Source organism: Ignavibacteriota bacterium (genome assembly GCA_016707525.1).
Classification (GTDB): Bacteria; Bacteroidota; Ignavibacteria; order UBA10030; family UBA6906; genus JAGDMK01.
This window is the reverse complement of record JADJHP010000006.1, coordinates 335,432-361,026: the sequence shown is the minus strand read 5'-3', so window position 1 is coordinate 361,026 and position 25,595 is coordinate 335,432. Positions and strand designations below refer to the sequence as shown.

The following is a 25,595-nucleotide window of genomic DNA, read 5'->3' as shown; positions in this document are numbered from 1 at the left end:
GCTTCTTCAGTGTTGTATGAGGTTGTGGTCAGGTTCCTGTGCGGCCTGCTGATAGTACGGTATGGCCGCAACGATAGCATCGACGATCTGCTGGTACCCCGTGCACCGGCAGAGATTGCCATAGATCGCCCGGGAGATCTCGGCCCGGGACGGATTCGGATTCTTGAGCAGCAAGGCATGAGCAGTCAGGACCATCCCCGGTGTGCAGAAGCCGCACTGGATGGCGCCGTGGTCCACGAATGCCTGCTGCAACGGATGCAGTGTGCCATCCGGCGCCGCCATGCCCTCGATGGTCAACACCCGGTGCCCCGCCGCTTCGCTCACGGTCTTGGTGCAGATCTTCATGGGCGCATCGTCCAGCAGGATCGTGCACGCGCCACAGGCACCGATGTCGCACGCGTTCTTCGCCCCCGTCAGATCGAGGTCCTCGCGGAGGAACATCACCAGCCGTTTGTCCGCTTGCTCCGGTGTGATCGGGTACGTCCGGCCATTGACGGTGATGGTCATCGCGCACCTCCTTCCGCCGGTTTCGGGCGGATGGGCAGGGATGTGTAACGGATCCCGCTGGCGTTATACACGGCATTGGCGACCGCCGGGGCCATGAGCTCATTGGTCGGCTCGCCGATGCTCTTCGCGCCGGACGGCGACTGCGGATCGGCGTTCTCGATGATGATCGCCTTCATCTGCGGCATATCCATCGATCGCGGGATGCGATAGGAATTCAGGTTGCTGTTCATGATCTTGCCGTCGCGCACATCCAGCGCCTCATGGAGTGCATAGCCGATCCCCATCGCCATGCCGCCAAAGAACTGCCCTTCGAGCATCCCCTTGTTCACGGCCGTGCCCACATCGTGAGCGGCAACGGCATTCAGGAGCTTCACCTTGCCGGTCCGCCTGTTCACGGTCAGTTCGATCGCCTGGCAGCCGTACACCCAGGTGAAGTAGGCCCGTCCCTGGCCATGCTCCTCCTCCCACGACGTGGTCGGTGCACGGAAGACACCGAACGCATGCGGGAACTTCTTCTGCTTGAACATCGCGGTGATCACGTCATTGAAGGGGATCGCCGCGCTTCCCGTTGCGGCATACAGCCGGGCTTTGTCAAACCGGACATCCGCTGCCGTGCATCCAAGCATGGGTGCCGCGGTCTCCGCCATCTTCGCCTTCAGCTCACGCGCCGCCATCACCATCGCCCCGCCACCCATGATCGTACCGCGCGATGCAACGGTCGTACCGCTGTCAGGGATGACGGACGTGGACGACTGACGGTAGCGGATCCGTTCGGGATCGAGTCCGAGTTCCTTTGCCGTCAGCAGGATCATCGCGGCCTCCGCCCCCTGCCCGTTCTCGTGCACACCGGTCTCGATGATCACGGAGCCATCGGCCTGCACATTGATCATCGCGGCGCAAAAGTCCACACCCTCGGAACCCAGGCTCACGCCCCTATAGCTCATGGCGAGTCCGATGCCATACATCTCCTCCGCTTCCCCGGCGCCGCGGGCATTCTTCTTCAGCTTCTCTTCGTATCCGATCTCCTTCACGACCGCGTCCAGCACCTGCTCCATCGCCACGGTGTGGTCATCTAATTTCTGGCCGGTGATGGTCGTGGTCCCCTGGCGGACCATGTTCTTCCGGCGGAGGTCGAGGGAGGAGATGCCCAGGCGCTCTGCCGCGGTCTCGATCATCGATTCGATGACGTAGTTCATCTGGGGCGACCCGAATCCGCGCATGGCGCCGGTGACAGGGTTGTTCGTGTACACACCGAACGTATCACAATGCACGTTCGGCACATCGTACGGCCCGCAGCACTGCACCGTGGAGCGCCAGGTGACCCACGGGGTGACCGAGCAGTAGGCGCCGCCATCGGCAACGATGCGGCAGCGGACGGCGACGATCTTCCCTTCCTTCGTGAGGCCCATGGTGTAGTGCACACGGTACGGATGGCGCTTGTAACTCTCCCGGATGGACCAATCGCGCCGGTACATCATGCGCACCGGGCGCCCGACAAGCCGGGCCGCCAGCGCCGCACGCGCGCACACGAGTGCCGCTGTATCATCCTTCCCGCCGAACCCGCCACCCATCGGCACACCGACAACCTCGACGTCGGCAAGCGGCGCACCGAGCAGCGATGCCACGAACCGCCGTGTGCTGAACGGATGCTGCATGCTCCCGCGTACTTCCATGACGCCGTCAGGCCGCGGGATACAGATGGCAACCTCGGGTTCCATGTACGCATGCTCGATCCACTGCGTGCGGAAGTCCTGCTCGATGGTCACGTCGGCCTGCCGGAATCCGTTCTCGACGTTCCCGCGGCGTACGTGATGCGTGTTGATGATATTCGTGCCCAGCTCTTCGTGGACGAGCGTCGACCCTTCCCTCATCGCCTCCTCGGGGTCCAGGATCGGTGCGAGCGGTTCGGCGTCCACCTGAACGAATCCCGCGGCATGGATCGCCTGCTCGCGCGTTTCCGCAACGACGACCGCGATGACATCGCCATGGCAGCGGATGCGGTCATCGGCGAACGTCCGGAAATCCTTCACGATCTGTCCCTGGCGGTTGGCACCGGGGATGTCCTTCGCCGTGATGACCCGGACGACACCCGGGGCCTCCGATGCAGCCTGTGTATCGATGCCGCGCAGGACGGCATGGACGTGGTCGGCATAGACCGGGACCGCATGCAGGGCGTTGGGGACCTTGATGTCGTCGGTGTACTTCGTCTTCCCGGTCACCTTTGCCACCGCATCATTCCGCCACGAGGTCTTCGTCAGCTCTCCCATGTGCAACTCCCTTGCGGATGATCGGTGTCCAGGAGGAATCCATCATGGACGATAGGTACACCATGGACCAGCACCGAGTGCATTCTGAGCCGGGTGAGGAAGCCCGGGTAGGGCTCGTATGTTTCCGCCAGTGATGACCGTAACTGATTCGGATCATCATCGGGTGAGACGATGATGATGTCGGCATCCGCCCCGGGCTGCAGCGACCCTTTGCGCGGGTAGAGGCCCAGGACCCGGGCCGGGTTCTCCGACAGCATCAGCCCCAGCCGGAGCAGGGGATCACCCTTGCCGCCCTGCAATGCTGCATACGACACGTGGGGCAGCGCGCCGAGACCGGGGATCCCGTTGGGAACATTCCGCACATCCTCACACCCGGTGTCCTTGTCCTCGCAGAAGAAGGGGCAATGGTCAGAGGCGAACACATCGAATGCTCCCTCGCGCGCACGGGCAGCCATCTGCTTCACCAGCGCGGGTGAGCGGAGCGCAGGCGAGCAGATCCACCGGTGCCCGTCGGCACGGTCAAGCCATGTGGCATCGAGCGTGAGATACTGCGGGCCGGTCTCGCACGTCACATCCTGCGAACCTCGTGCCGCAGCGATCAGGTCCGCCCCTTCGGCCGTGGAGACGTGGACGATGTGGACAGGGACCCCATGGGCAGCCGCGCGTTCCAGGACGGCGCGGATGGCGGCGGCTTCGGCGGCTGGTGGACGTGCCTGGGCGTGGGCGGAAGGGTGCGACCAGTCGTCCACTTCCGCGGCGGCCGCCGCCAGCATGAGATCGTCCTCGCAATGGACCAGCACCCGCACCGGGCGCCCACGCAGGAGGCGGAAGATCTCGTCCAGGTCATCGTACGACGAATAGATCCCGGCAGTCCGGTAGGTCGTGTACAGTTTGATCGTACGGATCCCGCACGCAAGAACATCCTCCAGTGCGCGCCAGCCAGCCGCATCCCATCTGGTCGGCGTCACGTGCACCGCAACATCGCAATACGCATGGCCATTGATCCGGAGCGCCATGCGCGCCAGCGCCGCGGTCAGGGGGATGTCGGGAGTCTCGGTCACGAATGTACCCACCGTCGTGATCCCGTTCTGCACCGCACAGCGCGTCCCCGACCCGATATCATCCGCCAGTATGCAGGGGCCGATGGTATCGTCGAGATGCGTGTGCATGTCGATGAATCCGGGGAGCACAGGGAAACCCTGTGCATCGATCGTTGGCCCGTCAAACCCTTCACCGACGGATCCGACGCTCTCGATCACGCCGTCGTTGATCAGGATATCGGCATGCTCGAACCGGTCGCGCTGCCAGACCTGCCCGTTGCGGACGAGGAGATTCATGCACGCCCCCCCGCAAGAAATGTCCGCACGGCGTCCAGGTCCGGCGCGACAGGCTCCGGAACCTTCGCGCCTTTCAAGGCAAAGTCGACATCCTTCAGGCCATGGCCGGTGAGCAATGCAACGACATGTTCACCGCGGGCGATCCAACCGCTTGTGGAAGCACGCAGGAGTCCGGCAACCGCGGTCGCCGCCGCCGGCTCGGCGAAGATGCCGGTGGTCCGTGCCAGCAACGCCTGCGCCGAACGGATCTCGTCGTCGCTCACGGTCACCGAGGTGCCCCCGGACTCCACGAGGGCGCGCCGCGCCATGTGGGCATTGCTCGGCGTGCGGACGCTGATGGAATCGGCCGCGGTCACGGGGTGGAGCGCGTCGGAGTATGCACCTGTCATGAAGTAGCGGTGGATCGCATCCGACGTCTCGGCCTGAACGCACAGGAGTCGCGGAAGCGTCCGGATCAGCCCCGCGGCCAGGAGGTCCTTGAAGGCCTTGTGGATGCCGTGCAGGATGACCCCATCCCCCACCGAGACAGCGATCACATCGGGAGCTTTCATTCCGGACTGCGCAAAGATCTCCAGGCCGGCGGTCTTCTTCCCTTCGATGGTCAACGGATGGTATGCCGTGTTGCGGTTCAGCCCGCCTTCCTCTGCCGTATATTCGAGCGAGAGCGCAAAGGCATCGTCATACGTTCCCGCCACCGGCACCAGTGTCGCGCCATACAGGAGGATCTGTGCGAGTTTGGCGCGTGGCGCTGTCGAGGGGACGAAGATCACCGCCTTCTTCCCTGCTGCCGCGCACACCGCGGCGAGCGCACTCGCGGCATTGCCCGTCGACGCGGTGACAATGGTCGACTCGCCCAGCCGGTTCGCTTCCGCAACCATCAGGAATGACGCACGGTCCTTCAGCGAACCACTCGGGTTCAGTCCATCATTCTTCAGGAACAGCCGGTCGAGACCGATCTCACTCCCGAGCAGCGCTGCAGGTGAGAGCGGTGTCCCGCCGACAGGATAGGCCGGAAAGTACTCCGGCTCGATGGCAGAGAACGCGTCCCACGACGGCCGGGAGGCGTCGAACGAGCGGCGCAGTGCTTCGGCATCGAACGTCACTTCCAGCACCCCCTTCAACGGCATGCCGGGGCGATAGCTCTTCCCGCACTCCGGACAGAGATACCGGACCTCGTCACGGGCGAACGAGCGGCTGCACACCGTACATGTATAGCGGAAGGGGGTCATCGTTGTCCGTCAGGGTTTCGGGCTCTTCGCCAGGGTCTCGACCAGGCTCGTGTAGAACGCTGCCGCACCGGTCAGATGTTCGATGGGCGTTGCCTCGTTCGGCGCATGGGCATACACTTCGTTGCCGGGGCCAAGGCCGAGACACGGGATGCCATGGATGCCCGCCACCGCGATGCCGTTCGTGCTGAACGTCCATTTATCTACCAGCGGTGCTTTGCCGAACGTCGTGGTGTACGCAGCAACGGCGCTCTTCAGGTACGGCGAATCTTCGGACATGACCCACGTTGGATAGTACTTCTCCATCGGATACACCTTGCCCGTGTACGCGGCCTCGTTGTAGGTCAACGGCTGCACGATGGCATCCGTGATGCCCGCGCGGGCGGCCGCATCCTGCACCTCGGCGATCGCACTCTCACGTGTCTCGCCTGCGGTGAGCCGGCGGTCCAGGTGGAGGCGTGCGCCATCGGCGACGGCACAGAGCGAGGGCGAGGAGGAGACGATCTCGGTCACCGTCACGGTCCCCTTCCCGAGGAACGGATCGTTCTTCAGGCGGTCGTTCAGCTTTTCGATCTCCAGAGCGATCTTCGATGCCTTGTAGATGGCGTTCACGCCGCGCTCGGGGGCGGACCCGTGGCAGCTCACGCCCTTCACGGAAACGTGGATCTCCATCCTTCCGCGGTGTCCGCGGTAGATGTTCATATTCGTCGGCTCGGTGATCACCACGAGTTCCGGGCGGATGTTCTCTTCACGGATGAGGTGGAGCCAGCAGAGGCCGTCGCAATCCTCTTCCATGACGGTACCGGTGAAGAGGACCGTTACCTTGTCCTCCAATCCGAGTTCCTTGATCATGCGTCCGGCGGTGAGCATGCTTGCCATGCCGCCCTTCTGGTCCACCGTGCCGCGTCCCCAGACCTTGCCGTCGGCCACCTTCGGCACGAACGGATCGGTCTTCCACTGCGTGAGGTCGCCGGCGTACACGGTATCGATATGGGCGTCGAAGCAGATCACACGCGGGCCGTGGCCGATGCGTCCGATCACGCTTCCCAGGCCGTCGATGCGGACCTCGTCGAAGCCAATGGCGGTCATCTCTTTGCGGATGACCTCGATGACGTCCTTCTCTTTCGAGGAGAACGATGGTGTCTTGATCAGGTCGCACAGGATCCGGACGGTGTCCTGTTCCAGAGCCGTTGCACGGGTAAGATTCTTGTCAGCCATGATGTATGATACTCGTCGAATATTCAGAATTATCGAATTGTCAACTCAATGAAGAATTAGGAATTCTTAGTTCTTAGTTCTCAATTCTTCATTCGCTACGCGCCCCCACACACCACTCGCGGCCTCGCGCGCCTTTGCCATCACTTCCGCTTCATCCAATTCCAACTCCAGCTTTCGCCGGTACATCAGGACCCGCCCGCCGACGATCGTCGTATCCACGGTCGCGGAAGCGATGCCAAACACCAGATGGCCGTGGAGTGAATCATGCGTGAGTGGCGTGGCAGGGTCGTATTCCAGCGCGACCAGATCCGCAGCAGCTCCCTCCGCCATTGTTCCCACCGGGGTGCCGAACAGCCGGCTCGCCATCATCGGGTTCGTTTCCCACTGTGCTGCAAGCATCGCCGCCCACCCGGCCGACGGCGATCCCTGTTTCAAACGCTGCGCCCAGAGCCCGGCACGCAGTTCCTGGCGCATATCGTGCGTCATCGCATCGGTACCCAGGCCCACCGCGACTCCCCGTGCGCGCAGACGTTCCACATCGGCGATGCCGACGGCATTGTTCATATTCGATTGCGGGTTGTGGGCAACGACGGTACCGGTCGATGCCAACAAGTCCATTTCCGCATCGTCCACATGGACAGCATGCGCGGCGATGGTCCGCTCTCCGAGGATCCCCTTGTGGTGGAGACGTTCCACGACACGTTTGCCTGTCATCTTCAGCGTTCCGTCCTGATCGGCGGCCGCTTCTGCAACGTGGATATGGAATCCAGCGTTCGAGGCCTTTGCAGCCACAGCGGCACGTTCCAGGGTCCGGTCGGAGAGCGTGAAGGACGCATGCAACCCGAAGAGACCGGCGATCAGGCTATCCTGCTGGCCCCGGCACGAAGCAAGGAAGTCCGCGTTTTCCTCGATCCCCTCCGCGGCGACCTTTTCGCCGTCGCGGTCAGACACTTCATAGCACAGGCATCCACGCAGGCCGGTATCCTTCATGGCGCGATGCAATGCAGGGAGCGAACCACGCACGGCGTGAGGGCTCGCGTGATGATCGACGATCGTCGTGGTTCCGCAGCGAATCGCCTCAAGAAGGACCGGCACGGCACCATAATAGGATGCGTCGACAGAAAGCGCGCGGTCCAGTTTCCACCAGAGGTTCTTCAGGACGCCGGTGAAATCCGCGGCAGGCTGTACGGTATGGAGACCGCGGGCGAAGGTGCTGTAGAGATGCGTATGCAGGTTGATGAACCCCGGCAGGATCAGCCGGCCGCTGAGGTCCAGGTAGTCCACTTCCAGGTCGTTGAACTCGTGCGACGGTGCGATGCGTGCGATCCTGCCGCCTTCGATCATGAGCGCGTGGTCATAGAGTACACGCGGGGAGACGGGTGACGGGTCGGCGATGATGCCGTTCACGAGGAGGAGGCGGGAGGCCATGTCAGTGCTCCAGCATCCCGGCGAGTTCGACAGCGGACCGGTCGCGCATATGGAGCGCCCCCGCGAAGCATTTCTGTGCGCAGAGCGAGCAGCCGATACAGCGGGATGCGTCGATCACCGGCAGTGCCCGGCCATCCATGCTGATCGCCATGTACGGGCACCGGGCGCAGTTGCCGCAGTGTTCGCAGAGCGCAGCGGTCAGCGACGGCACCTGCTTCGTCGCGGTCAGTTGATCGAAGGGGACCACCGGCATCTGCGCGGACGACCCGATGAGTTCCTGCACGCTCTTCATGCCGCGGCCGGCGAGGTAATAGCTCAGGCCGGATTCCAGTTCATCCACCACGCCCAGCCCGTACTTCATGACGGCAGTGCAGAACTGCACGGAGGAAGCGCCCAGGGCAAGGAACCCTGCGGCCGCGCGGTGATCCATCGCACCGCCGTTGCCGGAAATGTACAGTCCGAGGTCCGACACACGGGCGAGCGTAAGGTAGGTGATCGGAAGGACGCCTTCGCCGGACATCCCGACGATCACGCCGCGGTTCCCGCGGCTGTCCGGCACCGGCTGCCACGCCAGTGCAGGGAAGCTGTTTGCGAGCGTGATCCCCGCCTGCTTGTCCGGGTACTGCGCGAACACCTCTTTGATCCGGAGCGCGATCGCGCGCATGGATGTCACCGCGCCGGTCAGCTTGAAGATCTTCGGCACATCCGGATCGCCGGCCTCCATCACCCAGTCGATGATCTTCGCGGAAAGTTCGGCATTCTGCGACACCACATCGCCGTCCATGCCGTCGCCCCCCTGCGGACACGACAGGCTGTACTCGATCCCCATCGCACCGGCATCCTCGAGGATCTTCGTATTCGTTTGCCACGCGGTACGGTCCGTGGTATCGTTGCCCGACACCGGTCCGCCGGTGGATGCCAGGGTGAGGCGTTCGGGGAACTCGCGCACCAGTGCGCGCACTTCATCGGCCACGCGTTTGAGCGGGTGGCCGGAGACATTGTCGAAGTTGCCGTAGGTGGAATCGCCGAACACCACCATGTAGCCGCCGGGGATGTGCACCGGCACATCGTTGAAGGCGGTCTTCATCACGCCGCCAGCCCATCCGGCCTTGTACGCCTTCACCATCTGCTCGTACCCGTCGGTGTGCGGCGCGGCCGAGAGGAGGAGCGGCGAGAGGATCTTCCGGCCGAAGAACGAGGTCGTCAGCGGCACCGGACGCATCGTACGCCCGGCGAGCGTTACATGGCTCTTCGGCGTGCGGGGCATACGGAACGGCTTCTCGCCGGACAACTCCGCGTCGATGGCTTCGGCGGCGTTCTTCCCGGAGGCAACAGCCTCCACGACCGTCGCGGCACCATGCACCATATCGCCGGCGGTGAACACGCGGCGCAGTTTTTTCGGATCGAACCGGGAGGTGCTGCCGATCGCAGTGATCACGACATCACAGGAACGGAACGCAGACTTCTCTTTCGGCAGCGGGGCAAAGTTGTCAGGGGTCGGCTTCTTCCCCCGGCGCACATACTGCTTCATGGTCGTCACGCCGGTGACCGCACCCGCCTTGTGATGCACCTTCGTCACGCGTGTGCCGGTGGTGATCTCCACGCCATGAGAGAGGAGAAGATCGCGCTCGTACGCGGTCAGCGGCATGTTCTCCATCTTGCGCCGGTACACCAGTTCGCAATGCGCGGCACCGCCGCGCGCGGCGGTCGTGGCACAATCCACAGCGATGGCGCCGCCGCCGATGATCAGGACCCGCTTGTTCTTGAGTTGTACGGCATCGTGATACGTGAGGAAGTCCTCCCACGTCATCGCATACTGTTCTCCGGGAATGCGCGCGGGCATCGGCCTATCGAGACCTGATGTGACAAGCACCGCCTCGTACGTTCCCCCTTCCAGGAGCTTCACAGGATCCAGGATCGTGGCCTCGGTGAAGAGGATCGTATCGCCGAGGGCGAGCGTGAAGTCGATGTCGCGCTGGAGGTCTGCGCGGGAGAGGCGCGATGCGGGAATGAGATTGCACATCCCGCCGGCACGGTCGGACTGCTCGTAGATGTCGACCGTGTACCCTTTTTGCGCAAGCACCGCGGCACCTGCGAGTCCGGCCGGACCTGCGCCCACAACGGCGATGCGTTTGCCATTGGACGGCGCTGCCGGGAACGGCGGCATGCCGGCGTCGTATGCTCTGCGGATGATCGACGATTGAACAGCGGGGATGTTGATGGGGTGGTCGAAGAGGCGATGGACGCACCCTTTCATGCAGAGGTTATCTGGGCAGATGGCGCCGCAGATGCCTCCGAGCGGATTGCTCCCCATGATGAGGGCCGCTGCGCGCCGGTAGTCCGATGGCCCGCCGGCGCGGGCCGCCATGATGAAATCGGCGGGGGAACAATCGGCCGGGCAATGTTCTTTGCACGGCTTCTCCTCGCACGACTCGCATCGGGAGAGTTCCTGCCGAAGCTGGGCTTCGGTCAGCTCCCCGGTCCTTCTCACTGTCACGTCGGGATTCCTCTCTAGTGTATAAAGTTACTACATATACACGGGATTATCAACGGTGCTGGCGGTTTGAGTGTCAGGATCGAGCGTCCGGGGGACTCGCCAGGAGGGGACGATGAACGCTGTGGGACCTCTCGGATCCGCGGCAAATCGTGTCATGCTGCAGGTAGCACTCCAGGGACAGGGGGGGCTCGGTCACAAATGAGGTTTCCAGGCGGGGTCAACAACTTTCCAGAACGGGGGGAACAAGGATGGGCGACCAGCCGGACGCACGCATCCCGGTGATGGTCACATTCGCCTCCAACCGAAATCGAGGTGCCAGGATCGAATTTCTCCCGACTGTCCGCCGATCAACACCGTGTTTCCGCCCCTCATCAAGGTAACGGCCTCGTCGTCATTGCTATTCGATTTGAGCACTGCACAGGTGACACCGCTCAACGAACTCATCGCATAGGTTTCGCCGAGTCCGGCCGTCAGGATGACACGATACGCCGGATGCATGGCCGCCGCGTTGATCGTACCGTTCCCGGGGATGACCAGAACGTCTCTGATCACATCCCGGCTGAAATTGTGGATACGGAACGTTCCATCGTAACCTCCCCAACCATACACCACTGCACCCAGGACGTCGCCATTTTCGTCGATGCACGGATGTTTCAGGAACTCGCCACCGGCAACGCGTCGCAATTCCTGTCCCGAAATGATATCCCAGAAGCGGACCGCATTGTCAGCGCCTGTAACAAGTGTGACGTTGTCGGGATGAAGGAACAATGATGGGCCCTTTCCCGGAAAGCCTGGCAGTGATCGTTCGAGGATCCCACGGTCGATATCCCATATCTCGATGGCACTGGAATCGCACGAGAGTATCGCCCGCTTGCCGTCATCGGTGATCTCCAACGCTCTGGTCGTTCCCCGTACGCGGACCGTTCTGATCAGCGTCCCGGTGCTCACGCGAAAGAATGAGAAGGCAGACGAGTCCTTGTTCCACCCCACCCCGAGGACACTGGCGTCGCCGGAGAGCGCGAACCCCGCGACGGACCGGGAAGGGATCGGAAGGAGAGAAAGGAGTGAGCCATCCGCCACACGGTAGGCACCCGCCGAACCATTGCTATTGAGCACTGCGATCACCCCATCGTCATCACTCAATCGCATATCTTCCAACCAGTAGGGTGTCTGCACCGTCCGTAGAGACGTCGCGCCCGTCACACTGAATGCCACAGGCATCTCCTCGCTCCAGGAGGAAGCAAGGGATGACGTCGCACGTTGGAGCCGGTAGTAATACATCTCCCGATGGTCCACAGACCCGTCGACGAACACCGTATCCGTTCCGTCAACAACCTTGACGTCCGAATACACACCGAACTTCACCTTCCGCTGGATACGGATCCGGGAGCCGACAGAAGTGTCGGGTTTCCAGGAGATGCGAACCGATGTCTCACCTGCGCCCGAGCAGGCGAGTTCCTCGGGCGCGAGCACACGGAATCTGGCGGAGACGGACCCCAAGGCGTTTTCAACGCCGTTCGGGGCGATGGCGGCCACGCGATACCAATACTCCGTATCTGCCGCCTTCGCCTCTCGATCGTCGAACAGCGTGGTATTCCGTGGCACGACTGCGACCGTTCGGAAATAGCCTTCCGCGGTCGTCTTCCGCTCCACCCTGAATCCGGTTTCTCCCTCACTGTCGTCGTGCCACGAGACACGGAACAGCGTATCGGCAATGGTCCGGATCGCCACACGGGATGGCGCCGCCGGCAGGTATTCCGACCACGCAGGGTCATGGATATTCGAAAAGATCAGGTCCGGCGTCTCATTGCATCCGGCCGAAGCAACGACCATCCAGGACAAGAGTATCAGCAATTTCCGGTACACCTCTTTCCGTCTCATCACGGCACCACTTTCCAGTAACCATCCAACGCCCACACCTTGACACTCTGAATACTATATGAAGCAGCGCACGTGGCAAAACTGGTTGTGAGGCGCGAAGGGCTGATGTCCCGGATCGCATCGGATTCCGCCTTGAACGACATCTGTCGCACGAGATCGTAGCCGCGAACCTCGATCACACCTCCTCCCGATCCGCTCAGGCCAAGAACGATGCCATGCGGTGTCCTCAGAAACTCAAGATCTGAGATCCCGTGGGAACTCGGATAGTCCCCGGTCGCGCTGACACTCAGGTCCGCCGACCGGAGGAGTGCGATCTCACCGGGCTTCGACACCGTTACGATGTTCAACCCGTCAGGACTAACCGCCATGCGTCCGGCCTTCCACGCCTCATAGTGCGCGTGCTCCTGCAAGGTGACAGGATCGATGATCCTGATCACACCGTTGATGTCCATAAGTGCGAGAAGGCCCGTCGCGTTGATGAAGCCAGCGCGCCTGATACCTACGGCCGTCCGTCGGCGCAAAGCACCGGATGGCACATCGAGAATCAGTCCCCCGGACTCACCCCCTGCAACGAGCGTTGCTCCGTCCGGTGCGAACGCCAGAGCAGCGAACGAAGAACTTTCCCGGATCTCCCATATCAACTGACCGGACGCCGCATCCCACAGGCGGAGATATTCTCCCCAGGTGGTCGCGAGGGTCTTCCCATCTGGATTGAAAGCAGCCTGCCCGACCCTGGTCCGGAAGGTACACAAGGGGGTCCCGTCCCGTGCATCCAGGATCTGGACAACTCCATCATTACCGATCGCGATCATTGATTCATCCCTGCTGTACGCCGCAACTGTCGGATTGGGGAGACTATAGGTCCGGACCAGTGTGACAGGGGCAGACTCATAGCGCAACCGCAGTTCGCTCCAGAGTCCGGCATTGCGGGCGTACGTGCCCGCATCCTGTACGTGTACGAATCCGAGGGGCGGACACTGCGATCGGTCCACGTGTTCACAGCAGCATTTCCAGGAAGAGCGATCCCTTCGTATGCACCCCCGTTCACACTGCGTGTGAGTTCGTACCCGGATACCATTTCCTTGAAGGGATCCCAGGCGAGCACGATCTCGTCCTGGCAGATCCGGGCAAGCCCGAAGCGGTCCGGCCCGGGTAACCCGACGCTTATGGACACTTCTTTGCCGTAGTGCAGGACCTTGCCTTGGCCGATGGCTGCAACCCGATAGGTGTACACCGTGAAGAGGGGTCGACGGGAAGTGTGTCCCTGAACGTCGTCGTGTTCGGGGGTAGCATGATGGCGAAGTCCACCTCCGTATTTCCCCCTGCCCTCCGCTCCACGCGAAAGCCCGATTCCCAGGATGACCGGTCTTCCCATGACACTTCGATCAGAACATCCGAGTACGCACGCGCGGTCACCAGGCCCGGCGCAGGAGGGTTGTACGCTGTCCCGGGAGAGGATCCAATGGATTGCTGCCAGCCATGTCAGGCACCTCAAAACACCCGGCGCACGACAGCACCACCGCTATACTCCCGATCACTCGTAGTATCATGTGGGACACTCAGAAGGCATACGACAGGACAACATGAGTCTCGCTTAAGCCTGACGGCTGGTGGAGATCTGCATCGAGGACATGCCAGAGATCTTCTTGATCGTGTCCTTGAGCGCATGATGCAGAATGACATCGGCCAGATTCAAAGCCCAGACCAGGACGGTGGCGCCGAGTGCCACATATGCCCGTCGCGAGGCATCCCTCAGAGCTTCTTGTTTCACTTTCATGAGTTCATGCGCTGACCTGGCTGTCGCTTCGTCCCGGGCAGCGAGATACGTGGCCTGCGCATCGTCAAACGCACTCGCGGCCGTCCGATACGCGCGGTCTGTCATCGTGAGATAGGCGACGCTCCCCACTGCAGCGCCAAGGAAGAGAAACCCCTTCAGGAATGACGCATCAGACAATTGGTTCGTGCCGGGAAAGAGGCCACCGAGAATCGCACGCCCTGCCGACGGCACACCCAGAGCTGCGCGCCAGATATTCCGCTGATCGCGCGTGACGCTGATCTCGGTGAATGCTGATCGATCACCGGATCGTGCCTCCAACATGTAGGTGGTCGGAACGACCGCGGTATCGGATGCGGCGTCATCACCGATCGCTTTTCCGTCGAGGAAGAATCGGGTACCCTCTTGATTGGAGGTCAGGACAAGCGTCCCGAATGAAGGGAGAAGCCGCGGAAGGATCTCCGCTGTCTCGCCCGCATGGGTGGCAAAGCGGGTCTCAACAGAAGTGTACCCGACCTTGAAGACCCAGACCGAATGCGGACCCGGAGCAACACTATCGATCACGATCGGGCTCCGTCCCCGGTACACGCTGTCCAGATAGACGCGGCAACTCTCCGGGGCACAGCTCACCTTCACCCGGGAAAGAGCAGACGGGATCGACGAGAGTTGAGGGATCGTGACAGGTGTCGATGGTTGTGCAACGAGCAGCGTGGGAACGAGCAGGCAGAAGACTATGCAGAGGAGACGTGATGGGTGTTGACCAACGATGTCCTGGCCCACGCATGGATATTCTGAGACCTTTAGGGCGTACGGCACGATCGGATTCCCCCGGTGCTTGTGGAGTGTGCGGCGCGTCAAAAAACGGTGTGAAGTGCGAAAGGAAGCTGCGAATGGTGTTCTTGAAGATACCGCAGACGGCCCGAAAAGTCAAGGTCTGCAGCTGGCTCCACAGTGCGCCCCGGACCTCAGCGCACATTGACTCTCAGAAGAGCTCATCGTAGATTGACTGCACCCGTATGGCTTCCCAGAAGCATTCATTTCCCGTCGATTCCGCACTTCCGGAACTCGCTGCTGCCCTCACAAGAGCAGGCATGGCGATACTCATCGCCCCGCCCGGCGCCGGGAAGACCACGCGCGTTCCTCCGGGTCTCCTCGCCACGTCCGGCTTCCCCGCCGGAAAGATCCTGATGCTCGAACCGCGCCGCCTGGCCGCACGCCGCGCCGCGGAGTACATGGCATCGTTCACAGGTGAGAGCGTCGGCGAAACGATCGGCTACCGGATACGCGGCGAGTCGCGCGTGTCCGCACGGACACGCATCGAGATCGTGACCGAAGGGATCCTGACGCGTATGCTCCAGGACGCGCCGGACCTCCCCGGTGTTGCGCTCCTGATCTTCGACGAATTCCATGAACGGAGCATCCACGCCGACCTCGGACTCGCCCTCGCTCTCGATGCGCGCACGCATCTCCGCGCGGATCTCCGCATCCTCGTCATGTCAGCAACGCTCGATGGCGCCGCGGTCGGGAAGATCCTCGGCGATGCTCCGGTCGTCCGGAGCGAGGGGAAGATGTTCCCGATCGAAACGGTCCACCGCACATTCCCTCTGGAAGGCTTCATCGAGAAGAACATTGTCGAGACCGTGCAGCGTGCACTCAAGGAAACGGAAGGTGATCTGCTCGTCTTCCTCCCGGGCCGCCGGGAGCTCTACCGGTGCAGGGATATGCTGGGCGACGCCCGGCTCTCACCGGACATTCACGTCCACCTGCTCCACGGCGAAGCGTCGCGCGCCGATCAGGATTCTGCCCTGCTTCCCGCCGCGAACGGTGCGCGGAAGATCATTCTCGCCACGAGCGTGGCGGAGACCAGCCTCACCATCGACGGCGTGCGCGTGGTGGTGGACAGCGGACTCGCCCGTGTGCCGCACTTCGACCCGCGCCGGGGGATGTCCGGATTGATCACGGTCCCCGCCACCATTGCCACCGCGGACCAGCGCCGGGGCCGCGCAGGACGCCAGGCGCCGGGTGTGTGCTACCGGCTCTGGACAACTTCAGAAGAAGAACGGCGTGACCGGTATCCGACACCGGAGATCCTCGCCGCCGACCTTGCACCGCTTGCTCTCGATCTTGCACGGTGGGGCGTGAAGGATGCCGGCACACTCCGTTTCCTGGATCAGCCGCCCCCGCATCATCTGTCACAGGCAACAACATTGCTCACACAACTCGGGGCACTCGATGCAGCGGGACGTATGACCCCGCGCGGCAAGGCGATGAGCGATCGCCCCGTGCATCCTCGCCTTGCGCATATGATCCTCCGCGGGAAGGAACTGGGCATGGCGGCTCGCATGCGAGATCGCCGCACTGCTGGAGGGACCGGAGATCTCGCGTGGCAATGCAAAGGCGGATATCGACCTGGACGGTCAACTTGCCGTGATGCGCGGCGAAGGGCGCGGAGAGGCCGCGGCACGCTCGCGCATCCAGGCGGATGCACGGCGTCTCCGCATGCTCATCGGCGCCCACAAGGACGATACGACCGACGCTCGCCCCGGTGTGTTGCTCGCACTCGCCTTCCCCGACCGCATCGCGCGCAGGCGCGAGGACGGCGGACGACGCTACCTTCTCGCCAACACTACCGGCGCGCTGCTTCCCGATTGGAGCCAGCTCTCGCGGCACGAATTCCTTGCCGTCGGCGATGTGGACGGCGCCGGACTCGAAGCGAAGATCTTCCTCGCGGCACCGGTCACGAAGGACGAGATCGATACCCACTGCGCCGGGTCGATCGTGACAACGGACGAACTCTTCTGGGATGGCCGGACCGAAGCGGTGCTCGCCCGCCGCTTCCGCCGGCTCGGTGCGGTGACGATCGCGGAGCAGATGGTCACCCCGGATGCCGGTGAAGCCGCGGAGCTTCTCCTCAAGGAGATCGTCGCGGGCATTGGCTGCCTCCCCTGGCACCGTGAGACGGATGGAGTGCGATCGCGGAGCGAGTGGCTGCGCAGACGCGGGTTGGCCGGTGAAGCCTGGCCCGATCTGAGTGATGAACACCTTCTGGCAAGCGCGGAGGAGTGGCTGCTCCCGCATCTGCACGGACTGAGCCGTATCGCACATTTGGAGAGACTCGACCTGAGCGGGATCGTCCGGCAGTTGCTCGGAGAGAAGAACCGCCGGTTGGTGGAGACTCTCGCGCCACCCGTGCTTACTTCTCCGGTCGGACGCAAAGTGCATCTGGACTATGCGGCCGGGGACCAGCCGGTGATGGCCGTGAAGCTGCAGGATATGTTCGGACAGAAGCAGAACCCCACCGTCGCTGCGGGAAAGGTGAAAGTCCTGCTGCATCTTCTTTCCCCCGCCGGCCGGCCACTGGCCGTCACGTCGGATCTTGCTAGCTTCTGGGCGAATGCGTACGCCGACGTCCGCAAGCAGATGCGGGCGCGGTATCCGAAGCACAAGTGGCCGGAGGATCCCGGTTAGCCCGACCAGGTTGGTCGGGCGCTTCAAAAAGGCGGTGCAATCGTTTGCTTGCATATTTCCGTCGTTTGCTCTATAATAGGGGGTCGTTTCCACCTCCCCGCAAAGGAACCCTATGCCGCTCCATCCCATCGATATGGCGATCGTCATCGCCTACCTTATCCTGAATGCCCTCATCGGCGTGTATGTTCAGAAAAAGGCAACCGCAAATGCCGACGCCTACTTCCTCGCCGACCGGAACGTGCAGTGGTGGATGCTTGGCCTCTCCGGATGCTCCAGCTACATCGATATCGGCGGCACGATGGCACTCGTGGGCGCGATGTTCTACCTGGGCGTGAAAAGCATCTGGATGACCCACATCTTCTGGGGATGGCTGATCATCTGCTTCTATATGGCGTTCCAGGCAAAATACATCCGCCGCTCGGGCGTCATGACCTTTGCGGAGTGGAATGTGACCCGCTTCGGCGACACGCGCGACACCGAACATGCCCGCATCGCCGCCGCCTCATTCCTCCTCATCCTCATGGTCTTCAACCTGATGTTCATGGCCGTGGGCACCGGCAAGTTCGCCGAAGAGTTCCTCCCCTTCAGCCGCTGGCAGTCGTCGCTCATCGTCTTCGGCATCGTCGGCATCTATGTCACCCTCGGCGGCTTCAAAGGCGTGATCGCCACCGATGTCTTTCAGACCGTCATTATCGCCATCGGCGCGATCGTTCTTGCGGTGATGGCCATGCAATCCTCCATGGACCCCGCGGTCTTCGCCGCCAAGGCGCCCGAATGGAGTTCCCTCGCACCGGCCTGGCAACTGTGGCCCTCGTATCTCAGCGAAACACCCGCAGCCTACGCACACTACGACGCCTTCGGCACCATGCTGCTCGCCGGCTTTGGCTGGCTGATCTTCCGCGTGCTCGCTGGCCCGAACGTGTGGGACTTCCAGTTCTTCCTGAGCGTGAAGAGCCCCCGCGCCGCATCGCTCGCTGCCGGCACCTGGACTCTCGGCTACACCCTCCGCTGGATCATCGCCTGCTCGTTCCTCGTTCTCGGGATCGTCCACCTGGGCAGCTCCGCCGGCTTCGATGCCGAGAAGATCATGCCGCTGGTCCTCAAGAAGCTCCCCGTCGGCCTGCAGGGGATCTTCATGGCGGTCCTCCTCGCCGCCCTGATGTCCACCCTGAGCGCCATGATCAACGTGACCAGCTCGGTGGTCACGAACGATTTCCTCGCACGCTACTGGGCGAAGAACATGACCGGCAAACAACTGGTGCGCGCCGGACAACTCGCCTCGGTCGGCGCAATCATCCTCGGGTTCGTCTTCAGCCTCGCCTTCAATGATATCGTGTCCGCATGGGAGACGATGATCTTCGTGGTCGTCACCATGATCCTCGTCCCCTCCACCTGCCGCTGGCACTGGTGGCGGTTCAGCGCGAAAGCGTTCGTCTGGAGCATGATCGCCACCGCCGCGTTCATTGTCTTCCAGAAAGTGGCATTCCCGGAATGGGGCGTGGTGCTGACGCTGGCCGCCGACACCTTCGCTTCGTTCGTGCTGACCCTCGCGATCGGTGCCTCCATGAAACCCACGGCGATGGATACACTCGTCGCCTTCTATTCTAAGGTCCGCCCCTTCGGTTTCTGGGGGCCGGTGCGGCGGGAGGCCGAATCCCGCGGACTCGTACCGCGCAACGACAAGATGCCCATGATGGATGTTCTGAACGGCGGGCTCACGGTGATCTTCCAGGTCTCCCTCGCCCTTGTCCCCTTCTACATGTTCCTGCGCACATGGGACATGATGTGGCTCTGGATCGCGATCGCCCTCACGCTGGCGGTGATCCTGTATTTCACCTGGTACAAGAACCTCCCTTCACCTGACGAAGTGTGAGCCCTATGGCACGCCCCACCCTGCACCTGATCTGCAACGCCCACCTCGATCCCGTCTGGCAATGGCGATGGGAGGAGGGGTGCGGTGAAGCTCTGTCGACGTTCGGCACGGCGGTCCGCATGCTCGACGCCCACCCGGGCCTGATCTTCAACCACAACGAGGCCATTCTCTATCGTTGGGTGCAGCGCTACGACCCCGCCCTGTTCCGCGCGATCCAGAAGCGCGTCCGCGCCGGCCGCTGGCATATCAGCGGCGGCTGGTATCTGCAGCCCGACGTCAATCTGCCCTTGATCGAATCCATCATCCGGCATATCGCGGAAGGCCGGCGCTTCTTCGCCGAACACTTCGATGCCCACCCAACGGTCGCGTACAATTTCGATTCGTTCGGCCATGGCGGCGGGCTCCCGCAGGTGCTGAACCAGGCGGGCTATACGATGTATATCCATATGCGTCCGCAGGAGGCCGAACGCCACATCCCGTCAGACCTGTACCGCTGGCAGGGCGTGGATGGCTCGGAGATCCTGACGTACCGCATCGCCGTCGGACTCTATCACACCGAACGGGACAACATCGAACAGCGCCTTGCCGAAGGAACGGAACTCGCTCTGAAGCTGAACCGGGATGTCCCGGTCTTCTGGGGGATCGGGAACCACGGCGGCGGCGCCACACAGGAAGACCTCGAAACGATCGATGCGTTCATAGCGAAGGAACGCCGGGTACGCATCGTCCACAGTACACCGGAACGGCTCTTCACGGCCCTGAAACCACACGCCCGCACCGCGCCTGTTGTGCAGGGCGATATCCAGCGGGTCTTCACCGGTTGCTACACGTCTCTGTCGCGCTTGAAGCGAAGGGCACTTGCCACCTCATCGGCACTCCTCCAGACGGAAGCTCTGGCAACTGCGTCCTGGTGGGCAGGCAAAGATGAATACCCCGCCGGCGAATTGCAGCAGGCATGGGAGCAGACGTTGTTCAATGATTTCCACGATATCCTCCCCGGCTCATGTACACAGCCGGCGGAACAGGATGCCCTCGACCTCTACGGCGCCGCGGCATCCACCATCAGCACCGTACGCATGGGCACCGCAGCGGCACTCAACAGGGGCCCGCACCACCCTGCATATATACCGGTCACGATCCTGAACGCCAACACGGCGCTGACCCGCGTGCCGGTTGACGTGGAGTGCATGCTGGACCTCCGCCCCAAATGGACGGGCACCTGGCATCTCCGCGTTACGACGCCGGACGGAACAGAGATCCCCTGCCAGGAAGAGCAACCGGAATCACTCCTCCCCTTCAACCAGTGGCGGCGAAAACTGAGTTTCGTGGCCGACCTTCCGCAACTCGGCGCTGCACGGTATGTCATCGCCATCCACGAAGGAAGCCGGACGACCAGCCCCGCCACGCCGTGCGTCCGTCATACCGCCGACCCGATGACAGGACTCCTCGCATCGCTCGATGCCGGGAACCATCGCGAAGTCCTTGCCGGCCCGATGATGCAGCCGCTTGTCGTCGAGGATACCGGGGACGCCTGGGGTGCCGATGTCTGGAACTACCGGAAGGTTCTCGGGGCATTCACCCCCAAAGGTAAGTCCCCTGTCGTACTGCACGACGGACCGGTGCGCAGGACCACCGAGTCCTCTCTCACACACGAGGCATCGACCGCAACGATCCGGACCACCGTCTCTCCCGACTGGCCGGTGATCGAGTACTCCTTCCGCATCCACTGGCATGAGGCTCACAAACGCCTCAAGCTTTCCATCCCGACAGTCTTCCGTTCATCGGCATTGCTCTGCGAGATCCCCGGCGGTGCGATCACACGCCCGGCGGACGGAGAGGAACATGTCCACGGGCGCTGGTGCATGGTGTCCGGACAGATCGGCGGCAAAGACACAGCCCTCGGCATCGTGAGCTGCGGCCAGCACGGCGTGGACCTGAAGGATGGCGAGATCCGGTTGTCGGTCCTCCGGAGCGCAGCATATTGCCACGAGAAAGGCCTGCCGATCCCCGACCCGCCGGCACGGCGATATATGGACCAGGGCGAACATGAGTTCCGCATGCTTGTGATCGCTGGCGACACGGCACAGGTACGCGCAGCGCTCCCGGCACTCGCAGATCATCTCTCCGCACCGCCTGCGGTGTACGCGCATCTCCCGTTCGGGACGCCTGCGAAGGCCACAAAGCCCTCACAAGCATTGCCCGCTTCAACAGGACTCGTTACGATCGGCTCCCCGGCGGTCCGCCTGCAAGCACTCAGGAGAACGGACGACGGCAAAGCGCTCCTCATGCGGCTCCAGGACACATCGGGGGAACCCACGCGGACAACCGTCCGGATCGCGGGGATCAAGAAGGCCATCGCAGTGAAGTTCGCGCCGTTCGAGATCAAGACACTCCGGATCTCCCGCACGGGTTCGTGCCGGGAGGTTCATCTGTTGGAGGTCCATTGATGATCAGACACGCATCTTCGATCCTCATCCCGGCGGTCCTGATGCTGTCCGTTGCCGGCATGGCCACAGCGCCGGCCCAGCACCGTGACCTCCGGGCAACCTACATGCAGCGCACGGCACCGGTCGAAGCACGCGTGGCCGATCTGCTCTCCAGGATGACCCTCGAGGAGAAGATCGCCCAGCTCCGGTGCACGACGAAGAAGGTGGTCTGGGGCAACAACCTCACAGCCGACGGCGTCGGCGGCGTTGGCCCCATCTTCCGCCGGTTCACGGCAACCGCAGCCGCGGAAAGCATCAACTCTGTCCAGAGGATGGCGGTCGATCGGACCAGGCTCGGCATCCCGATCCTGTTCCATGATGAGGCGCTCCACGGACTCATCGGCACGAAGGTCACGAGCTTCCCGCAGGCCATCGGACTCGCGGCGACCTGGGACCCCGCGCTCATGGGCAGGGTCGCGACGGTGATCGCGAAGGAAACGCGTGCACGCGGCATCCGCCAGGTCCTGTCGCCGGTCGTGAACATCGCACGCGATGTACGCTGGGGGCGGGTCGGCGAAACGTACGGCGAGGATCCTCTCCTCCATGCCCGGATGGGTGTGGCCTTCTGCGAAGCGATCGAGAATGAAGGTGTGCTGACGACCCCGAAGCACTTCGTGGTGAATAACGGGGAAGGAGGCCGCGATTCCTATCCGGTCTCCATGGGAGAACGCGAACTCCGTGAGGTCTACCTGGCACCGTTCAAAGCGTGCATCCAGGAAGGCCACGCCACGTCCGTGATGGCATCATACAACTCCCTGAACGACGTCCCCGCCTCTGCCAGCCACTGGCTCCTCACGGACATTCTCCGGAAGGAGTGGGGATTTCAGGGATTCGTCGTCTCGGATTACGGTTCCGTTGCCGGGATCCGCGAAAAGCACGGCGCAGCAGCCACGATGCGTGAAGCCGCGGCGATGGCCGTGGAAGCGGGGCTGGATATGGAGCTCCCGGACATCATCTACTATGGCGATCCCCTCGTCGACGCCGCGAAAGACGGACTGGTATCGATGGACGCGGTGCACCGGGCCGTCGCCAACATCCTCCGTGCAAAATTCCGGCTGGGATTGTTCGAATCGCCCTACGTGGATGCCGCGCAGGCGGATGCGGTCAACGATGCACCCGCTCACCGTGCCCTTGCCCGGGACGCTGCACGCAAGGCGATCGTCCTCCTGAAGAACGAAGCGCATACCCTCCCGCTCAGCAAAAGCATCAAACGCATCGCCGTGGTCGGGCCGTGTGCGGACTCCGTGGTGCTCGGCGATTACAGCGGCTATGGTATGAAGGCTGTGACCCTGCGTGAAGGGATCGCGGCGGCGGTGCCCTCTGCACAGCTCGTGTACGAAAAAGGCGCGAGCGTCGGCTTCGATGTCCTTCCGATGATCCCCGCAGAGAATCTGGTACCTGCAGGCGCCCCCCCGGGCGCTCATGGCCTGAAAGCCGAGTACTTTGACAACATGACATTCTCCGGTACACCGCGCATCGTCCGCGTGGATCCGGGTGTGCAGTTCACGTGGGCCATGGGATCTCCCGACTCCCTCATCCCGCGCGAACAGTTCTCCGTGCGCTGGACAGGGAAACTGGTCCCCACGGTGAGCGGTCTGTACCGTATCGGGGCAGCCACCGACGACGGCGTGCGGCTCTGGATCGACGGAAAACTGATGCTCGAACGGTGGTTCGACCGCGGCGCAACGCTGGACGATGTGACGATGCGGTTCGAGGCCGGCAGGGCGTACGACATCAGGATGGACTACTACGAGAACAGCGGCTGGTGCCATGCGGCGCTGGTCTGGCGCCGGTTGACCGAGGTCGATCCCGCTCAGGCCGCGGCCGTGGAAGCCGTCAGGAAGGCCGATGCGGCGATCATCGCAGTGGGCATCATCGAGGGTGAAGGATACGACCGGACGCATCTGGAACTCCCCGGCGGACAGGAAGCACTCATCCGTGCCGTTGCCGCCACGGGGAAGCCGACCATCGTCGTGATCTACAGCGGCAACGCCGTCACGATGGCGAACTGGATCGACAGCGTCGCCGCTGTCGTCGAAGCGTGGTACCCCGGTGAGGAGGGCGGCAATGCCATCGCCGATGTGCTCTTCGGCGACATGAACCCGGGCGGCAAACTCCCGGTCACGTTCCCGCAGCACGTCGGACAGGTACCGTTGTACTACAACCACAAGCCCACGGGGCGGGGCGACGATTACACGGATCTCAGCGGCAAACCGCTCTTCCCCTTCGGCCACGGACTCAGCTACACGACATTCTCGTATGCAAACCTGGACATTGCTCCTGCCGCGATCTCACCCGACAGCACCGTGCAGATACGGATCGACGTGAGAAACACCGGAACGCGTACCGGCGATGAGGTCGTGCAGGTGTATACGCATGACCCCATCGCCTCCTTCACCCGGCCTGTGAAAGCACTCAAGGCCTTCCAGCGTATCACACTCGCCCCCGGTGCGCAGCAGACCATGGTCTTCACTCTCCGTGGCGCAGAATTGTCGTACCCCGGCGCCGACCTCAAGCCAGTGCTCGAACCCGGTATGATCGAGGTGATGGTCGGCAGCTCATCGGAAGACATCCGGCGCACGGGCTCATTCGCGGTAACAGGACCAACGAAATGACATCACAACAGCGTATCCGGAACATCATCGCCCGCCGGCCCGTGGACCGGTGCGGCTTCTGGCTGGGCAACCCGCACGGCGACACCCTGCCGATCTATTACAAGTACTTCGGGGTCAGTTCGCTGGAGGATCTGCATCGCGCCCTGGGCAGCGACTTCCGATGGATCACACCCCAGCTCATGGATTCAACGTACCGGCACCCTGAGGGCAAGGGGCTGTTCGACCTCTGGCGGCACAAGACATCGCTGGGCGACCCGGGCCCGCTGGCGCAGTGCGAAACGGTGGAGGAGATCGAACGTGCCTACGAATGGCCGTCCCTCAGCTACGTGCATCTCGACGAGACCATCGCGGCGCTGAAGGCGGCGGAGGGATTCTACCGGGCCGGAGGCTACTGGGCGCCGTTCTTCCACGACGTGGCAGACCTGTTCGGATTCGAGGAACTGCTCATCAAGATGCACACCCACCCCCATCTGGTGGAAGCGGCTTTCGAGAGGGTGTGCACGTTCTACCTGGAAGCGAACACGAAGCTGTACGATCTGGCGGGCGATACGATGGAGGCCTACTTCTTCGGCAACGATCTCGGGACACAGCGCGGATTGATGATCGGGCCGGAACAACTGGAACGATTCGTGATGCCATGGGTGCGCCGGCTCTCGGCACAGGCCCATGAACGCGGCTATCAGGTGATCCTGCATTCCTGCGGCTCGGTGCACCAGATCATCGGCCGCTTCGTGGAGGCGGGCATCCAGTGCCTGCATCCGCTGCAGGCACGCGCGGAGAACATGAGTGCCGCAACGCTCGCACGCGACTTCAAAGACTCGATCGCCTTCCTCGGCGGGATCGACACACAGGAACTGCTCGTGCACGGCACGCCGGACGATGTACGGGTGGACGTGCGGAGGGTGAAGCAGGCGCTCGGACCCTACGTCATCATCAGCCCGAGCCACGAAGCCCTGCTCCCCAACGTACCGCCGGAGAATGTCGAAGCGATGGCCGGTGAGGCCCTGAGGCAATAGCG

Annotated in this window: 14 protein-coding genes and 1 pseudogene; 5 read left to right on the top strand and 10 right to left on the bottom strand. The window is 62.8% G+C overall.

Annotated features, from left to right (window positions below; genetic code table 11):
* Positions 1 to 6 precede the first annotated feature (6 nt).
* From IPI01_11865 to IPI01_11820, 10 genes are all read right to left on the bottom strand, one after another.
* On the bottom strand, positions 7 to 507 hold the full coding sequence (locus IPI01_11865; protein ID MBK7258474.1) for a (2Fe-2S)-binding protein: 501 nt from the start codon (positions 505 to 507) through the stop codon (positions 7 to 9).
* Positions 504 to 2,774, bottom strand: coding sequence for a xanthine dehydrogenase family protein (locus IPI01_11860; GenBank protein ID MBK7258473.1), 2,271 nt, complete (start codon positions 2,772 to 2,774; stop codon positions 504 to 506). Before IPI01_11860 ends, IPI01_11865 begins: the two co-directional genes overlap by 4 nt.
* Positions 2,762 to 4,111: an amidohydrolase family protein gene (locus IPI01_11855; protein ID MBK7258472.1), complete on the bottom strand. Its 1,350-nt coding sequence runs from the start codon at positions 4,109 to 4,111 to the stop codon at positions 2,762 to 2,764. The genes IPI01_11860 and IPI01_11855 overlap by 13 nt, the downstream gene beginning before the upstream one ends.
* The gene (thrC, locus tag IPI01_11850; GenBank protein MBK7258471.1) at positions 4,108 to 5,340 is read right to left on the bottom strand and encodes a threonine synthase; all 1,233 of its coding nucleotides are present in this window, start codon (positions 5,338 to 5,340) and stop codon (positions 4,108 to 4,110) included. Before thrC ends, IPI01_11855 begins: the two co-directional genes overlap by 4 nt.
* 9 nt (positions 5,341 to 5,349) lie before the next feature.
* Positions 5,350 to 6,555: a YgeY family selenium metabolism-linked hydrolase gene (locus tag IPI01_11845; GenBank protein MBK7258470.1), complete on the bottom strand. Its 1,206-nt coding sequence runs from the start codon at positions 6,553 to 6,555 to the stop codon at positions 5,350 to 5,352.
* Between the two features lie 66 nt (positions 6,556 to 6,621).
* Positions 6,622 to 7,983 carry a putative aminohydrolase SsnA gene (ssnA, locus tag IPI01_11840; GenBank protein ID MBK7258469.1) on the bottom strand — a complete coding sequence of 454 codons (1,362 nt, stop codon included), beginning with the start codon at positions 7,981 to 7,983 and terminating at the stop codon, positions 6,622 to 6,624.
* Between the two features lies 1 nt (position 7,984).
* Positions 7,985 to 10,456: an FAD-dependent oxidoreductase gene (locus IPI01_11835; GenBank protein ID MBK7258468.1), complete on the bottom strand. Its 2,472-nt coding sequence runs from the start codon at positions 10,454 to 10,456 to the stop codon at positions 7,985 to 7,987.
* 309 nt (positions 10,457 to 10,765) lie between these two features.
* Positions 10,766 to 12,361 carry a hypothetical protein gene (locus IPI01_11830; GenBank protein ID MBK7258467.1) on the bottom strand — a complete coding sequence of 532 codons (1,596 nt, stop codon included), beginning with the start codon at positions 12,359 to 12,361 and terminating at the stop codon, positions 10,766 to 10,768.
* Entirely contained in the window at positions 12,361 to 13,353 is a 993-nt protein-coding gene (locus IPI01_11825) for a hypothetical protein (GenBank protein MBK7258466.1), read from the bottom strand. Before IPI01_11825 ends, IPI01_11830 begins: the two co-directional genes overlap by 1 nt.
* Positions 13,354 to 13,955: 602 nt before the next feature.
* Positions 13,956 to 14,915 carry a PEGA domain-containing protein gene (locus IPI01_11820; protein ID MBK7258465.1) on the bottom strand — a complete coding sequence of 320 codons (960 nt, stop codon included), beginning with the start codon at positions 14,913 to 14,915 and terminating at the stop codon, positions 13,956 to 13,958.
* Positions 14,916 to 15,151: 236 nt separating this feature from the next.
* Between IPI01_11820 and hrpB the strand changes: the two are divergent.
* From hrpB to IPI01_11795, 5 genes and pseudogenes are all read left to right on the top strand, one after another.
* A pseudogene (gene hrpB / locus IPI01_11815) lies at positions 15,152 to 17,603 on the top strand (ATP-dependent helicase HrpB).
* A gap of 112 nt (positions 17,604 to 17,715) precedes the next feature.
* A complete protein-coding gene (locus IPI01_11810; GenBank protein ID MBK7258464.1) occupies positions 17,716 to 19,476 on the top strand; it encodes a hypothetical protein in 1,761 nt (586 codons plus the stop codon).
* Between the two features lie 5 nt (positions 19,477 to 19,481).
* A complete protein-coding gene (locus IPI01_11805; protein MBK7258463.1) occupies positions 19,482 to 21,923 on the top strand; it encodes an alpha-mannosidase in 2,442 nt (813 codons plus the stop codon).
* Complete coding sequence (locus IPI01_11800; protein MBK7258462.1) at positions 21,923 to 24,577, top strand: glycoside hydrolase family 3 C-terminal domain-containing protein; 2,655 nt, start codon at positions 21,923 to 21,925, stop codon at positions 24,575 to 24,577. The genes IPI01_11805 and IPI01_11800 overlap by 1 nt, the downstream gene beginning before the upstream one ends.
* Positions 24,574 to 25,593: a hypothetical protein gene (locus IPI01_11795; GenBank protein MBK7258461.1), complete on the top strand. Its 1,020-nt coding sequence runs from the start codon at positions 24,574 to 24,576 to the stop codon at positions 25,591 to 25,593. Before IPI01_11800 ends, IPI01_11795 begins: the two co-directional genes overlap by 4 nt.
* The last annotated feature ends 2 nt before the right edge of the window (positions 25,594 to 25,595 follow it).